Genomic DNA, 18,241 nt, shown 5'->3' with positions numbered 1-18,241 from the left:
GGCGAGGGGCGTCTGCGGCATGGGGCGAGCGGTGCGGTGTGCCGCGGCCGTCCGGTGAACTGGTCGCCGCCGGTACGCGAAAGGTTGCCGCGCCAGAGCGTCATGGCCGCGGTGGCGACGATGCCGCGGACTCCGTGAGCCCGCCGAAGCGACTGCGAGGAGCATGATGAGCACCGGTGCGCCGGAACGTCTCGCCGCGGCGCTGGCCGCCGCGGGTGTCGTATGGAGTGAGGTCGACGCGTACGAGGAAATCGACGGCGGCACCTTCAACACGGTTTTCCGCGTGCGGAGTTCGGGGAGTCGCGACGGCATCGTGGTCAAGCTCGCGCCGGGGGCGGGCGTGCCCGTGCTGCGGTACGAGGAGGGGATCCTCGGGACCGAGGCGTGGTTCTACGACGTCGTGCGGGACGGGGCGCCCGAGGTGCCCACGCCCGTCGCGCTGGCGCCTGCCACCGCCGATCACCTCGTGATGTCGGAGTGCGCGGGCAGACCGTGGTCCGAGCTCGGGGAGGGGATGAGCGACGATGAACGGCGCTTTTTGCGGGGCGAGTTGGGGCGGCACGTCGCCGGGCTGCACTCCCTGAAGGGGAACGACGGCTTCGGGTATCCCGCACTGTCCCTGGGGCCCCTGCGCGCCACCTGGCGGGAGGCGTTCCTCGGGATGGTCGACGCCGTTCTGCTGGACGCCGAGCGGTTCGGCGTCGCCCTGCCCCGGCCGGTGGACGAGGTGCGGGAACTGTTCGCCGGGCAGGGCGGGTCACTGGACGAGGTGACCGTGCCGCGGCTCGTCCACTTCGACCTGTGGGACGGGAACATCCTCGTGGAGAAGGGCCGCGTCAGCGCGTTGATCGATGCCGAACGGGCCTTCTGGGGCGACCCGTTGGCGGAGTTCGTGTCGCTCGCCCTGTTCGACGACATCGAGCGGGACGAGGACTTCCTGGCCGGATACCGGGCCGCCGGCGGCCCGGCCGTCATCGACGGGGGCGGGCGCCGGCGGCTCGCGCTCTATCAGGCGTACCTGTATCTGATCATGTGGGTGGAGGTGGCACCGCGCCGGTACGACGCGGGGCGGAGGGAGTGGCTTCGGCGGCAGGTGGTGGAGCCGTTGAGGCTGATGCTCGACGGGTGGGCGGGGCGCTGAGCGCCGGGTCCGGCCCGGACCGCACCAGCCACAGGCCGGTGAAGGCCGCGCAGACCAGGGTGACGACGCCCGCCGCGACGAAGGCACTGTCGAGACCGGCCTCGAAGGAGGCGCCACCGGACTGCCGGCTGCGGACCACGGCGCCGAGCACGGCCACCCCGAGCACCGCGCCGATCTGCCGGGTGGTGCTGCTGATGCCCGAGGCGAGGCCGCCTTCGCGCGGGCTGACCGCCTGGATGGCGGCGCCGGTCAGCGGGGACAGGGTCAGGGCGAAGCCGACACCGGCCGTCGTGAGGCGCCACCACACGTTCGCGTAGCCGGTGTCGGCGTGCACCGAGCCCAGGGTGAGCAGCCCGAGACCGGCCAGCGACAGGCCGACGGCGACCACGCCCCGGAAGCCGTACCGGGCGGCGAGGCGGCCGGCGAACGGGCTGACGACCACCATGGCGAGGGTCATCGGCAGGGTCTTCAGTCCGGCCATCAGGATCGAACTGCCCTGGACGTACACGAAGAACTGGGAGAAGAAGAACGACGACCCCATGAGCGCGAAGCCCACGACGACCATGGCGGTGTTGGAGACGGTGAACAGCCGCTGACGGAACAGGCGCGGCGGCAGCATCGGCGCGGCGCGGCGCCCTTCGACGGCGACGAAGGCGACGAGCAGGGCGATCGCTGCGGCGAAGCCGCCCAGGATCACCGGTGAGGTCCAGCCGCGCGCACCGCCCTCGATCAGCCCGTAGGTCAGGGCCCCCACTCCCAGGACGGAGAGGACCGTCCCCGGGATGTCGAGCGGGGGTGCGGCCGGATTGCGGGACTCGCCCAGGACGCGCCGGCCGGCAAGGAGCAGGACCAGGCCGATGGGAACGTTGACCAGGAAGATCGCGGGCCAGCCGAAGGCCTCCGTCAGTACGCCGCCGGCGACGGGCCCGGCGGCCAGGCCGATTCCGCTGAGCCCTGCCCACAGCCCGATCGCCTTCACCCGTTCCTGCGCCGCGGGGTAGGCGGCCACGAGCAGCGCCAGCGAGGCGGGGCTCACCGCGGCCGCTCCGATCCCCTGCACCGCCCGCCCGGCCACCAGCCAGCCGACCGACGGCGCGACGCTGCACAGCACCGACGCGACGGTGAACACCGCGACGCCGCTCAGGTAGACCCGCTTGCGGCCGAACCGGTCGGCGAAGACCCCGCCGGTCAGCAGCAGCATCGCGACCAGCAGCACATACGCGTCGACGATCCACTGCAGGCCGGTCAGCCGCGTGTGCAGCCGGTGCTGCATGTCGGGCAGCGCCGCGCCGACGATCGTGTTGTCGAGCAGCACCATGAACTGCCCCAGGCAGGTCACCGCGAGCAGAGCCGCCCGGTTCGACCGGCCGCCTCCGGACGCGGCCGGTACAGCGGATGCGGATGTAGCAGATGTTGCAGCCATGACACCCCGTTCACCTAAACGCAGCCATCGACTGCGTTAGACGGGAATGTAGAGCACCTCCCCCCACAAACGCAACCACTGACTGCGTTAAGGTGGGGGCATGAGTGAGGGCATGAGTGAGGGCATGGACGACAAGCAGCAGCGCTCCCGGCGCCCCGGCGGACGCAGCGCCCGCGTCGGCGCGGCGGTGCACCAGGCGGTCACCGACCTGGTGGGGGAACGGGGCTACAGCGGCTTCACCGTGAGCGAGGTCGCGGCCCGCGCGGGCGTGGCCGACACCACCGTCTACCGGCGCTGGGGAAGCCTGGAGGAACTCCTCGCCGACGTGACGCTCACCCGGCTCAACACCCGCTCACCGATGCCCGACACCGGAAGCCTGGCCGGCGACCTGCACACCTACGCGGCCCAAGTGGCCCGTGAGATCACCGGCCCCGACGGCCTGACGGTGCTCCGCCTCACCGTCGCCCTGTCCGGCACCGGAGAGCAGGGCCTGCGGGCCCGCGACGACTTCCTCGCCGACCGGGCCCGCCGGCTCCAGTCCATGCTCGACCGCGCCCGCGACCGCGGCGAACAGCCGCTCGACGCCCTGACCTTCCTCGATCACGTCATGGCGCCGATGTACATCCGCGTCCTGTTCGACGTGGGCCCGCTCACCGCCGAGTACGTCGACGGGCTGGTCGACCGGTTGCTCGCCGGTCCGCCGCGGGCCGTCACGGAGCCGAAGCGGTGAGCGCCCGGACGCTCCACTCCAGCACGGGCGCGAGACTCTCCGGCGCGGGCCAGGCGTTGACCACCGCGAGAAGGCGCAGATAGTCGTCCCTGCGCGGATCGTTCATGTCCTCCAGGTGGGCCGCGAGGCGGCGGCGCAGGCCGGGGTCGTCAGGGCGGTCCGTGCTGCGCGCGTACTGCGTCACCAGCGCCGTGACGACCGGCCCGGCGCCCGGATCCGTCGGGGCGACGCCCTCGTCCAGCGCCGGCCCGGCCAGGCGGCGTACCTCTTCGGCGAGGACGAGGAGCGGCCCTGTGCGGGCGTCCTGGCCGGCCAGATCCTCGGCCATGGCGTGCAGACGCGTACGGAATGCGGTGTCCTGGAGGAGTTCGGCGAGCTCCGCCCACGCCTGGATCTGTTCGGCGGACGGGTCGTCGGGGAGCTCGGGGGTGAGCGAGCGCATGACGCCCGCGAGGACCGGGTGGGTGTCGAGCCCGTCGAAGACCGTGGCCAGGAAGTCGTCGACCAGGCGGCGGCGTTCGGCGTCGGAGAGCGTGGCGAGGCGGTGCATCAGGTCCAACTCCTCGGGGGTGGAACCGCGTCGGGCGGCCGCGGTCAGCATCGAGCGGCGCAGGCGCAGCGTGCGGATCTGTACGTCGAGGGCCTCGGCGTGCGCGGCCGCGACCTGTGCCATGGAGACCTCCCGGTCCACGACGACCCGCCGGATCGTCGGCAGGTCGAGGCCGAGTTCGCGCAGGGTGCGCACGAGCGCGAGACGGGCCACGGCATCGGTGCCGTAGAGGCGGTAGCCGGCGGGGGTGCGGCAGGCCGGAACGACGATCCCGGTGTCGGAGTAGAACCGAATCGCCTTGACCGTGAGACCGGTGCGGCGGGCCAGTTCACCGATGGGGAAGTTGTGGCTCTCCATGGGGCCATCCTGATGTCTCCCGTCACGGGAGACTCAAGACCCCGCGACCAGCCACGACGGGACCCGCACCCGGGGCCCCGGCGGGCACCGCCCGCGCCCGCTTGACATCATGGGGCACGTGAACTTCCGGTCGATCTACAGTCAGGGATTCGCGCGGGTGGCGGCATGCACCGGCCACGCCGCCATCGCCGATCCGCACGCCAACGCCGAGGCGATCCTGCGCCAGGCCCGTGAGCGCGCCGCCGACGGGGTGGCCGTCGCGGTCTTCCCCGAGCTGGGGCTCTGCGGCTACTCCATCGAGGACCTGCTGCTTCAGGACGTCGTGCTCGACGAGGTGGAGCAGGCGCTGGCCGCCGTCGTCGCCGGGTCCGCCGAGCTGCTGCCGGTGCTCGTGGTCGGCGCCCCGCTGCGCCACCGGGACCGGATCTACAACTGCGCGGTCGTCGTGCACCGCGGCCGGATCCTCGGTGTCGCCCCGAAGTCGTACCTGCCGAACTACCGCGAGTTCTACGAGCGCCGCCAGATCGCGGCCGGTGACACGGAGCGCGGCGGAACGATCCGGCTCGGCGGCGCCGAGGTGCCCTTCGGCGTGGACCTGCTGTTCGCCGCCGAGGACGTGACCGGCCTCGTGCTGCACGTCGAGATCTGCGAGGACATGTGGGTGCCGGTGCCGCCCGCCGCGGAGGCGGCCCTCGCCGGGGCGACGGTCATCGCCAACCTGTCCGGCAGCCCGATCACCGTCGGCCGCGCCGAGGACCGCAAGCTGCTGTGCCGGTCGGCGTCGTCCCGCTACCTCGCCGCCTATGTCTACGCGGCGGCCGGACTCGGCGAGTCCACCACGGACCTGTCCTGGGACGGGCAGACGATGATCTACGAGAACGGGGCGCTGCTCGACGAGACCGAGCGCTTCCCGCTCGGCGACCGCGCCGCGATCGCCGACATCGACCTCGACCTGCTGCGCCAGGAGCGGCAGCGCCAGGGCACCTTCGACGACAACCGGCGTACGCACACCGCGCGCACCGGCGACTTCCGCCGGGTCTCCTTCCGGCTCGACGCGCCCGCGACCGACTTCGGCCTGCGCCGCAGCCTGGAGCGGTTCCCCTTCGTGCCGGCCGACGCCGAGCGGCTCGCCCAGGACTGCTACGAGGCGTACAACATCCAGGTGGCGGGCCTCATGCAGCGCCTCGGCGCCATCGGCGGCCCGAAGATCGTCATCGGGGTGTCCGGCGGCCTCGACTCCACGCACGCGCTGATCGTCGCCGCTCGGGCGATGGACCGGGCGGGGCGGCCGCGCAGCGACATCCTCGCCTTCACCATGCCGGGCTTCGCGACGGGCGAGCACACCAAGTCGAACGCGCACGCCCTGATGAAGGCCCTCGGGGTGACCGCCGCCGAGCTGGACATCACCGACACCGCGCGGCTGATGCTGAAGGAGATGGACCACCCGTTCGCGGGCGGCGACCCGGTCTACGACGTCACCTTCGAGAACGTCCAGGCGGGCCTGCGCACCGACTATCTCTTCCGCCTGGCCAACCAGCGCGGCGGCATCGTGCTCGGCACCGGCGACCTGTCCGAGCTGGCGCTGGGCTGGTGCACGTACGGCGTCGGCGACCAGATGAGCCACTACAACGTCAACAGCGGCGTGCCGAAGACGCTCATCCAGCACCTGATCCGCTGGGTGGTCAGCAGTGGGCAGTTCGGGGACGAGGCCGGGGAGATCCTCACCGCGATCCTCGACACCGAGATCAGCCCGGAGCTGGTGCCCGGCGAGGAACTCCAGTCCACCGAGGACAAGATCGGGCCGTACGCGCTGCACGACTTCACGCTGTTCTACGTGCTGCGGTACGGGTTCCGGCCCACGAAGATCGCCTTCATGGCGTGGCACGCGTGGCGGGACACCACGGCGGGCGCGTGGCCGCCCGGCTTCCCGGACGCGGACCACAAGGCGTACGACCTGGCCGAGATCCGGCAGTGGCTGGAGTACTTCTGCCGTCGCTTCTTCCAGTTCGCCCAGTTCAAGCGGTCCGCGATGCCGAACGGGCCGAAGGTGTCGGCCGGCGGTTCGCTCTCGCCGCGCGGCGACTGGCGGATGCCGTCGGACAGTTCGGCGCGGGCCTGGCTGCGGGACCTGGACCGCTGGGACCCCGCCGACATCGGCGACTGATCGCGCTACGGTCCTCTCGGACGTCTTGATCGTCGACCGAGAGGACCGAACTCCCTTGAGAGCGCCACGTGTTCGTCTCACCGCCGTTGGTCTCGCACTGCTGGCGGGGCTCGCCGCTCCGGTGCCGGCGGCCGCCGCCTCCCCCACAAGCACCACCGACACCGTCGAGGAGGCCCGGCTCGACCGGGCCGCGCCCCAGGAGATCCTGCGCCGCTCGGGCTTCGACGCGATACGGCCCCGGTTCGTACGGGCGTTGACCGACGCCCGTACGTACCGGCAGGCCGAGCAGATCGTCGGGCGGGAGGGCGAGCGGCTGTGGCGCCGGGCCGTGGACCGGGTACAGGGGCGCGGCCCGGCCGGCGGTGACCTCAGCCGCGACGACGACCGGCCGCTGTACTGGGCGCGGCTGTCGATGACGCGTGAACTGCGAGCCTGGGAGCCGGAGTTCGGGCTGGGCGAGTCCCGCAGGGACGCCCTTCTCGACCGGCTCGACGAGACCTCGCGGGGGCGGAGCGACGTCGGGTATCCACGCGGCAAGGGACTGAAGCGGGTCTTCGTGACCGGCTTCGACCCGTTCCAGCTCGACATCGACGTACGTCGCTCCAATCCGTCCGGCGCCGGGGCCCTCGCGCTCGACGGCACGGTGGTCAGGACGGCGGACGGGCCCGCCCGCGTCGAGGCCGTCACCTTCCCCGTCCTGTGGCAGGACTTCGCCGACGGCACCGTGGAGCGCGCGCTCAAGGGGGTCCTGCCGAAGGCCGACCTGTTCACCACGGTCAGCCAGGGCCGCGTCGGCCGCTTCGACATCGAGCGCACCAACGGCGCCTGGCGGGGCGGCTATCCGGACAACGACAACGTCTCACGCACGGAGACCGTCCCCGTCTCCGATCCGGCGACCCAGCCGCAATGGACGTCGACGACACTGCCGTACGCGAAGATCACGGCCGCCGACACCGGCGCCTTCCCGGTCTACGACCACACGTCGGTGACCGAGATCCCGGCGGGCGGCACGGACCCGGTCGTCCGTCCGGACGGCCCGACCCCCGGCTCGACGGCCCGCGCGGGTGGCGGCGGCGACTATCTCTCCAACGAGATCGCCTACCGCGCGACCCTGCTCCGCGACCGCCTCGGCCTGCACGACACCCTTCCCGGCGGCCATGTCCACACGCCGGTGCTGCAGTTCGCGGAGACCAACACGGACCCGGCGACGGGGACCGTGACCGACCCGGAGTTCGTACGGAACCGGGTGACCATCGTGGCGCAGTTGCGGGCGATCGTGACGGCGGCGCTGTAAGGGGCGTCCGGCTCAGCCGCGGGACTCCTCCAGGGCACCCGCCCTGAACGTCCGCCGGTAGTCCCGCGGCGACACCCCGATGGCCGCATGCAGGTGCTGGCGCAGCGAGGTCCCCGTGGCGAAGCCCACCTCCGCCGCGATCCGGTCCACCGGCAGGTCGCTGGTCTCCAGCAACTGCCGGGCCCGGTGCACCCGCTGCTGGACGATCCAGCGGCCCGGGCTGGTGCCGGTCTCCTCCTGGAAACGCCGGGCGAACGTGCGCCGGCTCATCCGGGCGTGATCGGCCAACTCGCCCAGCTTCAGCGGCCGTTCGAGGTGCGACAGGGCCCAGGACCTGGTGTCGGCGGTGCCGGTCCCGCTGTCGTCGGGCATGGGCTGCTCGATGTACTGGGCCTGGCCGCCCTCCCGCCACGGCGGTACCACGCAGTGCTTGGCCACCCGGTTCGCGACCGCGCTGCCGTGGTCGGAGCGGACCACGTGCAGGCACACGTCGACACCGGAGGCGGCGCCCGCCGAGGTGAGGACGTCGCCGTCGTCGACGAAGAGCACGTCCGGGTCCAGGGCGATGTGCGGGAACATCCGGCGGAACAGGTCGGCGAGCGCCCAGTGCGTCGTCGCGGGCCGCCCGTCGAGCAGGCCCGCCGCGGCGAGCGTGAACGCGCCCGTGCAGATGGAGACGATGCGGGTGCCGGGCCGGATCCGGGCGAGCGCGGCGCGTACCGGATCCGGCAGCTCGGCCGAGAGGAAGCGCAGGTCGAACGGGGGCACGATCACCGTGTCCGCCGTCTCCAGGGCCTCCGGGCCGTGTCCGACCGTGATGGTGAAGTCGGCGTTCGTCGCCACCGTGCGGTCCTGCGCGGCCGCGCAGGTCACCACGTCGTACGCGCCCGGGACCATCGGGAAGACCCGGTTCGCGATGCCCAGCTCGAAGGGGTAGACGCCGTCGAGGGCGAGCACGACGACGCGGTGCGGCGGGGCCGCACGGAAGTCGACCGGCTGGACGGAGCCGGGAGAAAAAGGGGTCGCGGACATGGCACGATCCTATCGGTTAATGACCATCTTGCCATTGCCGGTGCGGTGGCCCTGGCGCAGGCTGGACGCATGACCAAGAACAGCGGTGACACGACCGCACAGCCCACCATGAAGGCCATCAGCCAGGACGCCCTCGGCGAGCCCGACGTGCTCCAGGAGATCGAGACCGCCCGGCCGGAGCCCGGCGTCGGCCAGATCCTGGTGGCCGTGCACGCGGCGGGGGTGAACCCGACGGACTGGAAGCACCGCAGGTTCGGCGCCTTCCTGCGCACGCCGCCGTTCACGCTCGGCTGGGACGTGTCCGGCGTCGTGGAGGCCGTCGGCGTGGGTGTGGCCCTGCACAAGCCCGGCGACGAGGTCATGGGGATGCTGCCGTACCCGTACGGCGCCGGTTCGCACGCCGAGTACGTGACCGGGCCCGCCCGCGCCTTCGTGCCCAGGCCCGCCGGGCTCGGCCACGTCGAGGCGGGCGCGCTGCCGCTGGTCTCCCTCACCGCCTGGCAGGCCCTCGTCGACCTGGCCGACGTGCGGCCGGGCCAGCGCGTGCTGGTGCACGCCGCCGCGGGCGGCGTCGGCCACGTGGCCGTACAGATCGCGAAGGCGCGCGGCGCGTACGTGATCGGCACGGCCTCGGCGCCCAAGCACGACTTCGTCCGGTCGCTCGGCGCCGACGAGGTCATCGACTACCGCACCCAGGACTTCCGTGCCGAGGCCCGCGACATCGACGTCGTCCTCGACACACTGGGCGAGGAGACCCGGCTGCGTTCGCTGGAGGTCCTCAGGCCCGGCGGCATCCTCGTCTCGATCCTGCCGAACGGCTTCGGGGAGGTCCCGGAGCGGGCCCGGGAGCTGGGGGTGCGGGCCACGGCCATGCTGGTCGAGCACGACCAGGCGGGGATGCGGGCCGTCGCCGGTCTCGTCGACGCCGGAAAGCTGCGGGTGCACGTCTCGGGGACGTATGCGCTCGCCGACGCCGCGAAGGCGCACGAGGAGGGCGAGACGGGCCGGGTCACCGGCAAGCTGGTGCTGACGGTCCGTCCGTAACCACCGCTGTCACCCCGGGTCTCTCCAACGCGCCTGGGCCGAAGGGGACTTGTCGCACAGGGCACCGGGTTACCGTGTGCCCTGCCCGACCCTCCTCACCTGCCCCCACGACCGCGACAGGGACACCCGATGGCCGACTCCGCACCGTCCCCGAGAACCTCCCCCGACCTCGACAAAGACACGGAGGCGGACGCCGAGACCGCCGCCCGCGTCCGCGACCGCATCGACACCACACGCCCCCACCCGTCGCGGGTCTACGACGCGCTCCTCGGCGGCCGCAACCACTACCCCGTCGACCGCGCGGTCACCCTCAAGTCCCTGGAGCGCAATCCGCGCGGCTACCTCGACGTGCGGCACAACCGGGACTTCATCCGGCGCGCGGTGCTGCATCTGACCCGCGAGGCGGGCCTGCGCCAGTTCCTCGACATCGGCACCGGGCTGCCCACGTCGCCGAACGTGCACGAGATCGCCCGGTCCGTCGTGCCCGACGCGCGCGTCGTGTACGTCGATCACGACCCGGTGGTGCTCGCGCACGCCCGCGCGCTGCTGACGGGCGGCCCCGAGGGGCGCACCTCCTACCTCGACGCCGATCTGCGCGACCCGCACGCCATCCTCTACGGGGCCCGCGCCACCCTCGACCTGGAGCAGCCGGTGGGGCTCGGCCTCGCGGCGATCCTGCACTTCATGGAGTCCCCGGCGGCGGACGAGACGGTGGGGACCCTGCTCGACGCCCTGCCGTCCGGCAGCGCCGTGTTCCTCACCCACCTCACCCCGGACCTCAACCCGGGCACCCTGCTGCCCGCGCTGCGGGCGACGGGCCTCGACTTCACGCTCCGCACCCACGCGGAGGTGCTCCGCCTCCTCACCGACAACGGCCTGCCGCCGGTCGACCCGGGCGTGGTCCCGGTCCACCGCTGGCGCCCGGACGGCACCTGGCACACCACGGACCTGGAACCGGAGGACACGACCGGCCAGGACGCCCTGGAGGTGGCCGCGCGGCGCGGCATCGGTGACGTACGGGACGAGGACATCAACATCTACGGGGCCGTCGCGCTCAAGCCGTGAGCCGGGGCGCGGGGTTCCATAGCCGCTGGTTATGACAGAGGGACTTGGACGCGGGGTGCCCGCCCACGCCAGCCTGGAGACCGAGCGGGGCGGCAACGTCCCGGTTCTGCCGACGAGTTGGGGTGGACGATGGGCAAGGTCTGGCTGATCACCGGCGCGAACAGCGGCTTCGGGCGAGCCTTCACCGCGGCGGCCGCCGAGCGGGGTGACACGGTCGTGGCCACCGCCCGCAGGCCACAGGAGCTGACGGACCTGGTCGACGCCCATCCCGGGCAGGTGGAGGCGGTAGCGCTGGACGTGACGGACCTGACGGCGATCGACACGACCGTCGCCGGCGTCCTCGCCCGGCACGGCCGGATCGACGTGCTGGTGAACAACGCGGGGCGCGGGCACGTCGGCGCGGCCGAGGCGGCCACGGACGGGGAGCTGCGCTCGCTGTTCGATCTGCACTTCTTCGGCCCCGCGGCGCTGGTGCGCGCCGTCCTGCCGGGCATGCGGGCCCGGCGCTCGGGAGAGATCGTGCAGATGAGCAGCATGGGCGGGCAGGCCTCGTTCCCCGGGGTCGGGGCGTACAGCGCCACGAAGTTCGCGCTGGAAGGGTGCTCGGAGGCGCTCGCCCAGGAAGTGGCGCCGCTCGGCATCAAGGTGCTGATCGTGGAACCGGGGGCGTTCCGTACGAACCTGATGTTCAGCAACACGACGAGCGGGGAGATCGCCGACTACGAGCGGACGGTCGGCGCTTTCCTCGCCACGGCGGGCGCCGCGACCGGGAACGAACCCGGCGACCCGGCCAAGGCCGTGGCCGCGGTGGTCTCGGCGCTGGACTCCGATGCGCCTCCCCTGCGGCTCCCGCTGGGGGACATGGGGGTGGACATGCTGCTCGGGCATCTGGATGCCGTGCGGGCCGAGATCACCGCGTGGGAGAAGGTGACCCGGGCGACCGCCTTCGGCGACTGAGAGGCTTGCCCGCCGCCCCGGCTCACGCGAGGCTCGACGCGATCTCCGCGATCGCCCCGGGGCCCACCCGGCAGCACCCCCCGATCAGTCGCGCGCCCCGGTCCCGCCAGCCGGTGACACGGGCCCCCGGGAACGATGCCTGCCCGGTCCAGCGGCGTGCGTCCGCGTCCCAGGTCTCGCCGCTGTTCGGGTACACCACCACCGGCTTTCCGGTGGCCTCGGCCGCCAGTTCGACGGCGCGGTCGACGTCCTCGGGGACACAGCAGTTGACCCCGACGGCGATGATCTCCGGGACCTCGGCGGCGAGGGCGAACGCCTCGGTGAGCGGCTGGCCCGCGCGGGTGCGGTCGCCGTCGACGCTGTACGTGAGCCAGGCCGGGACCCCGAGTCCGCGCACCGCCCGCAGCAGTGCGCGGGCCTCGTCCGCGTCGGGGACGGTCTCCAGGGCGAGGACGTCCGGCCGTGCCCCGGCCAGCACTTCGAGGCGCGGCCGGTGGAACCGCTCAAGCTCCGCGACGCTCAGCCCGTACCGGCCCCGGTACTCCGAGCCGTCGGCGAGCATCGCCCCGTACGGGCCCGCGGACGCGGCCACCCACAGCGGCCGCGCGGCATCCGCCAGGCGTGCGGCCTCGCGGGCCGACTCCACGCTCGACGCCATCAGTTCGGCCGCGCGCCGGTGTCCGATGCCGCGCCGCGCGAACCCTTCGAACGTGGCCTGGTAGCTCGCGGTGATGGCGACGCTCGCGCCCGCCTCGTAGTAGGTGCGGTGGGCGGCGACGATCGCCTCGGGATGCTCGGCGAGCAGCCGCGCCGACCACAGCTCGTCGCTCAGGTCGTGCCCGGCGGCCTCCAGCTGATTGGACAGTCCGCCGTCGAGGACGATCGCCGCGTCGCCGCGCAGGGCGAACGCCAGGGAGCCGGGGCCGTCGGGGAACGCGCTGGTGTTCATGGGCCCGACGCTACTGCGGCCCGACGTCGCACTCGCCTCCGCCCCGCGGCGTCCGTTTCGTACAAGACCGGCCGCGCGCCGTCCGCCTACCGTGAGGCGCATGAACGACATCAGCATGCGGATGGACGCCATCGGCGTCGCCGCCTCCGATCTGGCCGCGTCCCTCGCCTTCTACCGCCTCCTCGGCCTCGCGTTCCCCGAGGGCGCCGAGCAGCAGCCGCACGTGGAGACGGAACTGGCGGGTGGGATCCGGCTCATGTTCGACCCGGACGAGGGCGCGGCGGACCGCGGCCACGGGCGGATCGCGCTGGCCTTCCACTGCGGTGACGCCGCCGGGGTCGACGCGGCGTACGAGCGGGTGACGGCCGCCGGCCACCACGGCGAGAGCAAGCCGTTCGACGCGCCCTGGGGACAGCGTTACGCCGTGGTGCACGACCCGGACGGCAATCAGATCGACCTGTTCGCCTGACGGGTCCGGTGCGGCGCCCGGACCCGGGATCAGAGGAGGCGGCGCAGCGTCAGGCCCGTCAAGTCCCTGACGTCGCGGGAGAGATGGGCCTGGTCCGTGTATCCGGCGCGGGCCGCCGTCTCGGCGAAGGGGACGCCCGCGCGGGCCAGCGCGAGGGCGCGCTGGAGGCGCAGGACGCGGGCGAGCGTCTTGGGGCCGTAGCCGAACGCCGCCAGGGAGCGGCGGTGCAGGAGTCGCGGGCCGAGGCCCGTCCGGCGCGCGGTCTCGGCGACGGTCGCGCCCGAGCGCAGCGCGCGCACGATCTCGGCGAGCAGCGGGTCGGGCGGGGCCGCCGCCCCCGCGAGCCCGACGGCGACGGCCTCCAGTTCGGCGGCCGGGTCGGCGGCGGCGCCGATCCGTTCGGTGAGACGGCGCACCCGCGCGGACGGCCACAGGTCGGCCAGGCCGACGCCGCGGTCGCGCAGTTCGTGGGCCGGGACGCCCAGCCAGGCCGGGGCCGCGCCCGGGGCGAACCGGATGCCCGTGTACCGGGTGACGGTGTCCGCGGCGGGACGGTGGGCCCGGGTGTCGGGACCCGCGACCCGCAACTCCCCCGCCCCTCCTTCCAGCCACAGCAGATCCATGCAGCCGTCGGGCAGCACGGGCGCCACGGGCCCGTCCGCCGGATCGAGCGTCCGCCTCCACACCACGGCCCCCGGCACCCGGGCGCTCCGCTCCGCGTAACCGCCGTCCATAAACCCAGCCTAGACCGCAAGGCGCGGCAACGAGCGCCCCGCCAGGGGCGCGGGGCCGTGTCGATTTGCGGCTCCGCCGCGTGGGCGCGAGAAGCCCCTCCGACCGTCAGCCGACAACGACCCAGGGGCGCGGGGAACTGCGCGAGAAGCCCCACCGGGGCCGCACCCGCAAACGGCGCTGTACTGGCCGCCCATTAGGCGCTAGCCCCGCGCCGGGGTGCCGCCTTGCCCACCCTGCCGCCCCAGGCGGCAGATTGCCCAAGACGGCGGAGGCACGCCCAAGGCGGCGGGGGCATCAGGACTCCCCGTCCTCCGGAGGCACCTCGCCTCGGCGCGAGTGGGACGTCCGCAAGCGCGACGTCACGTCCTCGGGCGGCAGAAACTTCGACCAGCGCTCGGGAAACTCGGACGGCATGTCCGGATCCCCGAGCCCGTCGGCGTCGTCCGTGTCGTCGGAGTCGTCGGAGAGGCCGGAGCCGAAGGATCCCGGCCCGGCCGGCGCATCCCGGCGCCCGGCGCCAGCCCCCCGCCCCCGCTCGTTGGCGGCCCGCGCCGCGGCCGTGGCCACGGAAGGCCACACCCGGTCGATCGCGGCGTTCACCGCGGCCCCGACCAGCACGGCGAAGGCCGAGACCCCGATCCACAGCAGCACCGCGACGGGCGCCGCGAGCGAGCCGTAGATCGTGGGGCCCTCGATGGTGTTCGTGAGGTACAGGCGCAGCAGAAAGCTGCCCGGGATCCACATCCCGAGGGCCACCAGCGCTCCGGGAACGTCCTCGATCCAGGGCGAGCGCACCGGCACCGACACGTGGTACAGCGTCGTGAGGAAGGCGATCGACAGCACGAGGACGACCGGCCAGTACAGGATCTGGACGAGCGTCTCCGACCACGGCACGAGGGCGATCACGGCGTCCGGTCCGGCGATCATCAGGGGCAGCGCGACCGATCCGACGACGAGCCCCACCATGAAGAGCAGGAAGGCGAGCAGCCGCGTCTTGACGATGCCGCGTACGCCGTCGAGGCCGTACATCACCGTCACCGTGTCCACGAACGTGGAGACCGCGCGCGAGCCCGACCACAGCGAGATGAGGAAGCCGATGGAGATCACATCGGGCCGGCCGCCCTTGAGGACGTCGTCCAGGATCGGTTCCGCAATCTCTTTCACGCCTTGATCGGTGAGGACCGTGCGGGAGGCCTCCAGGATGTTGTCGCGGACGCCCTCGATGGTGTTGGCGCCGGTCCACGCGTCGACGTACGCGAGCAGCCCGACCAGCGACAACAGCAGCGGCGGCACCGACAGCAGGGTGAAGAACGCGGCCTCGGCGGCGAGGCCCAGGACGCGGTACTCCATGCAGGAGTTGACGGTGTCCTTGAGGAGCAGCCAAACGGTCCTGCGCTTGGAGACGTTCTGGTAGAGCACACGCGCGCGGTGGAGACGGCCCTGCCGCTGGGGGGATTCACTTGCTGGCTGCACGTCCTAAAGGTATCCGTCACAGACGGCGGCACTCATCCCCGGTGCCGGGCCCCGCACGCCGCCCCGCCGCCGGACCGCACTGGCCGAATGGTGTGGGGACGTTCCGGGAACCGTACGGCGACCCTTGGCCGTCTTTTCGGGTGAGTTCCCCGGCGGGGCAGGCCATATCGAGGCACGAACGACATGACCGCGTCAGAACAGGGGAACAGGAAAGCGCCAAACGTCGAATCCGGGTTGCACCGTTCATGAAATTCTAGAAAGAATCCGGATTGTATTCGTTGCGCCCGGCGGGGGGCCGTGCGAGCGCAGCGCACCTGGGGGGACATCGGGGGTTTCGGGCCATGCCCGTTGCAGAAGCGCGACCGGCCGAGGCGTGCAATTCACCGTTTGCTCCTGCTTTTCAGAAACAACAGGATTAACCACGAGGAGCACAAGTGGCGAACGGCACCGAACGCGTTCTCGCCGAAGTTCTGGCTGGTGTCGTGCGGCAGGACCATGTGCCGCCCGATAGTCATTTCTTTGACGACCTGTGTGCCAATTCTCTGGTGATGGCGCACTTTTGTGCCCGTGTCCGCAAGCGCACCGATCTCCCGTCGGTGTCGATGCGGGACGTCTACGGGCACCCCACGATCCGCAGTCTGGCAGCCGCGCTCGACTCGGCGCCCGCCGCCGCGCCGGCCCGCGCGGCGGAGCCGGAACCGCCACCGCCGCCGGGGAACGACCGGCGTCATGTGCTCTGCGGCGTGCTGCAGTTCCTGGTCTTCGCCGGGTACTGCGCGCTCGCCGGGTTCGTCACCGCGCACGGCTACGCGTGGATCTCCTCGGCCTCCGGCGTCGTCGACGTGTACCTGCGCTCGCTGGCGTTCGGCGCGGCGCTGTTCGCCGCCGCCTGTGTGCTGCCCATCGTGGCGAAGTGGCTGCTCGTCGGCCGCTGGCGCGCCACCGAGTTCCCGGTGTGGAGCCTCGCGTACGTGCGGCTGTGGACGGTGCGGGTGCTGCTGCACACCAACCCGCTGATGCTCTTCGTCGGCAACCCGCTGTACGTCCTCTACCTGCGGCTGCTCGGCGCGCGGATCGGCCCGGGCGTGACGATCCTGTCGCGCGCCGTCCCGGTCTGCACCGACCTGGTGACGATCGGCGCGGGGACGGTGCTCCGCAAGGAGGCCACGTTCCTCGGCTACCGGGCGCACGCCGGCATGATCCGCACCGGCCCGGTCACCATCGGCCGGGACGTGTACGTCGGCGAGAAGACCGTGCTCGACATCGGTACGTCGATGGGTGACGGCAGCCAGCTCGGCCATGCCTCCGCCCTGTACGACGGGGCCGCGGTCCCGGCGGGCGAGCGCTGGCACGGCTCCCCCGCGCGGCGCACGGACGTCGACTACGTCCGCGTACCGCCCGCCGGCACGTCGGCCGTCCGCCGGATCGGATACGCGCTCGGCGCGCTGGTGCCGGCGCTGCTGCTGTGGACGCCGCTCGCGCTGGGCGGGACGTATCTGCTGCTGACCAAGGTGCCCGCGCTGGGCGCGCTGCTCTCGCCGGACTCGGAGGATCTGACGTCGCCGGTGTTCTACGTCGAGGCGCTCGGCCTGTCGGTCGTCGGGTTCGCCGCGTTCCTGGTGGTCGGTTTCGCCACCGTGGCACTGGTGCCGCGCGCGCTGCGACCGCTGCTGCGCGAGGACCGGGTCTATCCGCTGTACGGCTTCCACTACTCGGTGCAGCGCACCATCGCACGGATGACCAACGTCAAGTTCTTCAAGTGGCTGTGCGGCGACAGCTCGTACATCACCGGATATCTGAAGGCCATCGGCTACGACCTGTCGCACGTCGAGCAGACCGGCTCCAACTTCGGCACGGAGGTGCAGCACGAGACGCCGTACCTGGCCACGATCGGCAGCGGCACGATGGTCGCCGACGGCCTCTCGGTGGTCAACACCGACTTCTCGGCCACCTCGTTCCGCGTCGCGCGTGCCGCGATCGGGGACCACAACTTCGTGGGCAACCACGTCGTCTACCCGTCGGGCGCCCGCACCGGGGCGAACTGCCTGCTGGCGACCAAGGTGCTGATACCGCTGGACGGCAAGGTGCGCGAGGGGGTGGGGCTGCTCGGCTCGCCGGCGTTCGAGATCCCGCGCTCGGTGGAGCGCGACAGCCGCTTCGACCACCTCCGCGAGGGCGACGAGCTGCGGCGCCGGCTCGCCGCGAAGAACCGCTCCAACCTGCGCACGATGGGCCTGTTCCTGGGCCTGCGCTGGCTGCACTGGTTCGTGATCTCGCTGATCGCGCTCGTCGCCTTCGACCTGTACGACACGTACGGCGGGGCCGCCGCCCTGTTCGTCGGCGCGGCCATGCTGCTCGGGCTCGTGTTCAGCACCTCCTACTACGTGTTCATCGAGCGGCTGATCTGCCGGTTCCGGCCGCTGCGGCCGCAGATCTGCTCGATCTACGACCCGTACTTCTGGTGGCACGAACGGCTGTGGAAGACGCCGGACAACCATCTGGCGATCTTCAACGGGACACCGTTCAAGGCGCTGGTGTGGCGGGCCCTCGGCGTGCGGATCGGACGCCGCGTCTTCGACGACGGCGCGAACATCACCGAGCGCACGCTCGTGACGATCGGCGACGACTGCACGCTCGGCGCGCACACCAAGGTGCAGGCGCACTCGCAGGAGGACGGCACCTTCAAGTCCGACCGCATCGTGATCGGCGCGGGCTGCACGCTCGCCACCGGCGCACTCGTGCACTACGGCGTGGAGATGGGAGACGCGGCGGTGCTCGCCCCCGACTCCTTCCTGATGAAGGGCGAGCAGATGCCACCGGGGGCGCACTGGGGCGGCAACCCGGCGGTGGGGAGGTAA

The 18,241-nt window shown here is 72.4% G+C and carries 15 protein-coding genes; 9 read left to right on the top strand and 6 right to left on the bottom strand.

Going from position 1 to position 18,241, the window contains the following annotated elements; genetic code table 11:
• Positions 1-166: 166 nt before the first annotated feature.
• Entirely contained in the window at positions 167-1,141 is a 975-nt protein-coding gene (locus tag ACFVDP_RS22955) for a phosphotransferase family protein (RefSeq protein ID WP_383492423.1), read from the top strand.
• Here ACFVDP_RS22955 and ACFVDP_RS22950 read toward each other — a convergent pair.
• Positions 1,029-2,564 (bottom strand): MFS transporter, encoded by a 1,536-nt coding sequence (locus ACFVDP_RS22950; protein ID WP_383492420.1) that lies wholly within the window; start codon positions 2,562-2,564, stop codon positions 1,029-1,031. The two genes, ACFVDP_RS22955 and ACFVDP_RS22950, sit on opposite strands and share 113 nt — an antisense overlap.
• Before the next feature lie 100 nt (positions 2,565-2,664).
• Here ACFVDP_RS22950 and ACFVDP_RS22945 point away from each other — a divergent pair, with 100 nt between their 5' ends.
• Positions 2,665-3,294, top strand: coding sequence for a TetR/AcrR family transcriptional regulator (locus ACFVDP_RS22945; protein ID WP_383492417.1), 630 nt, complete (start codon positions 2,665-2,667; stop codon positions 3,292-3,294).
• Here ACFVDP_RS22945 and ACFVDP_RS22940 read toward each other — a convergent pair.
• The gene (locus ACFVDP_RS22940; RefSeq protein ID WP_383492414.1) at positions 3,275-4,201 is read right to left on the bottom strand and encodes a MerR family transcriptional regulator; all 927 of its coding nucleotides are present in this window, start codon (positions 4,199-4,201) and stop codon (positions 3,275-3,277) included. The two genes, ACFVDP_RS22945 and ACFVDP_RS22940, sit on opposite strands and share 20 nt — an antisense overlap.
• Positions 4,202-4,310: 109 nt before the next feature.
• Here ACFVDP_RS22940 and ACFVDP_RS22935 point away from each other — a divergent pair, with 109 nt between their 5' ends.
• Positions 4,311-6,365, top strand: a complete 2,055-nt coding sequence (locus tag ACFVDP_RS22935; protein WP_383492411.1) for an NAD(+) synthase — start codon at positions 4,311-4,313, stop codon at positions 6,363-6,365.
• A gap of 55 nt (positions 6,366-6,420) precedes the next feature.
• Entirely contained in the window at positions 6,421-7,659 is a 1,239-nt protein-coding gene (locus tag ACFVDP_RS22930; protein ID WP_383492408.1) for a pyroglutamyl peptidase, read from the top strand.
• A 12-nt stretch (positions 7,660-7,671) separates the two neighbouring features.
• On the opposite strand, the gene ACFVDP_RS22925 is transcribed toward ACFVDP_RS22930, so the two are convergent.
• Positions 7,672-8,691 (bottom strand): GlxA family transcriptional regulator, encoded by a 1,020-nt coding sequence (locus ACFVDP_RS22925; RefSeq protein WP_383492405.1) that lies wholly within the window; start codon positions 8,689-8,691, stop codon positions 7,672-7,674.
• Between the two features lie 69 nt (positions 8,692-8,760).
• On the opposite strand from ACFVDP_RS22925, the gene ACFVDP_RS22920 reads away from it, so the two are divergent.
• From ACFVDP_RS22920 to ACFVDP_RS22910, 3 genes are all read left to right on the top strand, one after another.
• A complete protein-coding gene (locus tag ACFVDP_RS22920) occupies positions 8,761-9,735 on the top strand; it encodes an NADP-dependent oxidoreductase (RefSeq protein WP_383492401.1) in 975 nt (324 codons plus the stop codon).
• 129 nt (positions 9,736-9,864) lie between these two features.
• On the top strand, positions 9,865-10,800 hold the full coding sequence (locus ACFVDP_RS22915) for an SAM-dependent methyltransferase (RefSeq protein WP_383492397.1): 936 nt from the start codon (positions 9,865-9,867) through the stop codon (positions 10,798-10,800).
• 129 nt (positions 10,801-10,929) lie between these two features.
• Positions 10,930-11,757 (top strand): oxidoreductase, encoded by an 828-nt coding sequence (locus tag ACFVDP_RS22910; protein ID WP_383492394.1) that lies wholly within the window; start codon positions 10,930-10,932, stop codon positions 11,755-11,757.
• Positions 11,758-11,779: 22 nt separating this feature from the next.
• Here ACFVDP_RS22910 and mmuM read toward each other — a convergent pair whose 3' ends face one another.
• The gene (gene mmuM / locus ACFVDP_RS22905) at positions 11,780-12,706 is read right to left on the bottom strand and encodes a homocysteine S-methyltransferase (RefSeq protein ID WP_383492391.1); all 927 of its coding nucleotides are present in this window, start codon (positions 12,704-12,706) and stop codon (positions 11,780-11,782) included.
• Positions 12,707-12,806: 100 nt separating this feature from the next.
• Between mmuM and ACFVDP_RS22900 the strand changes: the two genes are divergently transcribed.
• Positions 12,807-13,175 (top strand): VOC family protein, encoded by a 369-nt coding sequence (locus tag ACFVDP_RS22900; RefSeq protein ID WP_383492388.1) that lies wholly within the window; start codon positions 12,807-12,809, stop codon positions 13,173-13,175.
• A 29-nt stretch (positions 13,176-13,204) separates the two neighbouring features.
• Here the strand turns inward: ACFVDP_RS22900 and ACFVDP_RS22895 are convergent, their stop codons facing one another.
• Positions 13,205-13,909: a helix-turn-helix domain-containing protein gene (locus ACFVDP_RS22895; RefSeq protein ID WP_383492385.1), complete on the bottom strand. Its 705-nt coding sequence runs from the start codon at positions 13,907-13,909 to the stop codon at positions 13,205-13,207.
• Positions 13,910-14,204: 295 nt separating this feature from the next.
• Positions 14,205-15,383, bottom strand: coding sequence for a YihY/virulence factor BrkB family protein (locus ACFVDP_RS22890; RefSeq protein ID WP_383492382.1), 1,179 nt, complete (start codon positions 15,381-15,383; stop codon positions 14,205-14,207).
• A 434-nt stretch (positions 15,384-15,817) separates the two neighbouring features.
• On the opposite strand from ACFVDP_RS22890, the gene ACFVDP_RS22885 reads away from it, so the two are divergent.
• Positions 15,818-18,241, top strand: coding sequence for a Pls/PosA family non-ribosomal peptide synthetase (locus ACFVDP_RS22885; protein ID WP_383492379.1), 2,424 nt, complete (start codon positions 15,818-15,820; stop codon positions 18,239-18,241).

This window comes from Streptomyces sp. NPDC057694 (assembly GCF_042799415.1).
In the GTDB taxonomy this organism is placed as follows: Bacteria; Actinomycetota; Actinomycetes; order Streptomycetales; family Streptomycetaceae; genus Streptomyces.
This window is presented reverse-complemented; position numbering and strand designations above follow the sequence as displayed.

What these genes read in the sequence shown, in the direction of transcription:
- ACFVDP_RS22945 (WP_383492417.1), top strand. Translation starts at nt 2,665, where the DNA reads ATGAGTGAGGGCATGAGTGAGGGCATGGACGACAAGCAGCAGCGCTCC.
- ACFVDP_RS22950 (WP_383492420.1), bottom strand. Translation starts at nt 2,564, where the DNA reads ATGGCTGCAACATCTGCTACATCCGCATCCGCTGTACCGGCCGCGTCC.
- ACFVDP_RS22910 (WP_383492394.1), top strand. Translation starts at nt 10,930, where the DNA reads ATGGGCAAGGTCTGGCTGATCACCGGCGCGAACAGCGGCTTCGGGCGA.
- ACFVDP_RS22900 (WP_383492388.1), top strand. Translation starts at nt 12,807, where the DNA reads ATGAACGACATCAGCATGCGGATGGACGCCATCGGCGTCGCCGCCTCC.
- ACFVDP_RS22920 (WP_383492401.1), top strand. Translation starts at nt 8,761, where the DNA reads ATGACCAAGAACAGCGGTGACACGACCGCACAGCCCACCATGAAGGCC.
- ACFVDP_RS22915 (WP_383492397.1), top strand. Translation starts at nt 9,865, where the DNA reads ATGGCCGACTCCGCACCGTCCCCGAGAACCTCCCCCGACCTCGACAAA.
- ACFVDP_RS22935 (WP_383492411.1), top strand. Translation starts at nt 4,311, where the DNA reads ATGGGGCACGTGAACTTCCGGTCGATCTACAGTCAGGGATTCGCGCGG.
- ACFVDP_RS22955 (WP_383492423.1), top strand. Translation starts at nt 167, where the DNA reads ATGAGCACCGGTGCGCCGGAACGTCTCGCCGCGGCGCTGGCCGCCGCG.
- ACFVDP_RS22895 (WP_383492385.1), bottom strand. Translation starts at nt 13,909, where the DNA reads ATGGACGGCGGTTACGCGGAGCGGAGCGCCCGGGTGCCGGGGGCCGTG.
- ACFVDP_RS22940 (WP_383492414.1), bottom strand. Translation starts at nt 4,201, where the DNA reads ATGGAGAGCCACAACTTCCCCATCGGTGAACTGGCCCGCCGCACCGGT.
- ACFVDP_RS22925 (WP_383492405.1), bottom strand. Translation starts at nt 8,691, where the DNA reads ATGTCCGCGACCCCTTTTTCTCCCGGCTCCGTCCAGCCGGTCGACTTC.
- mmuM (WP_383492391.1), bottom strand. Translation starts at nt 12,706, where the DNA reads ATGAACACCAGCGCGTTCCCCGACGGCCCCGGCTCCCTGGCGTTCGCC.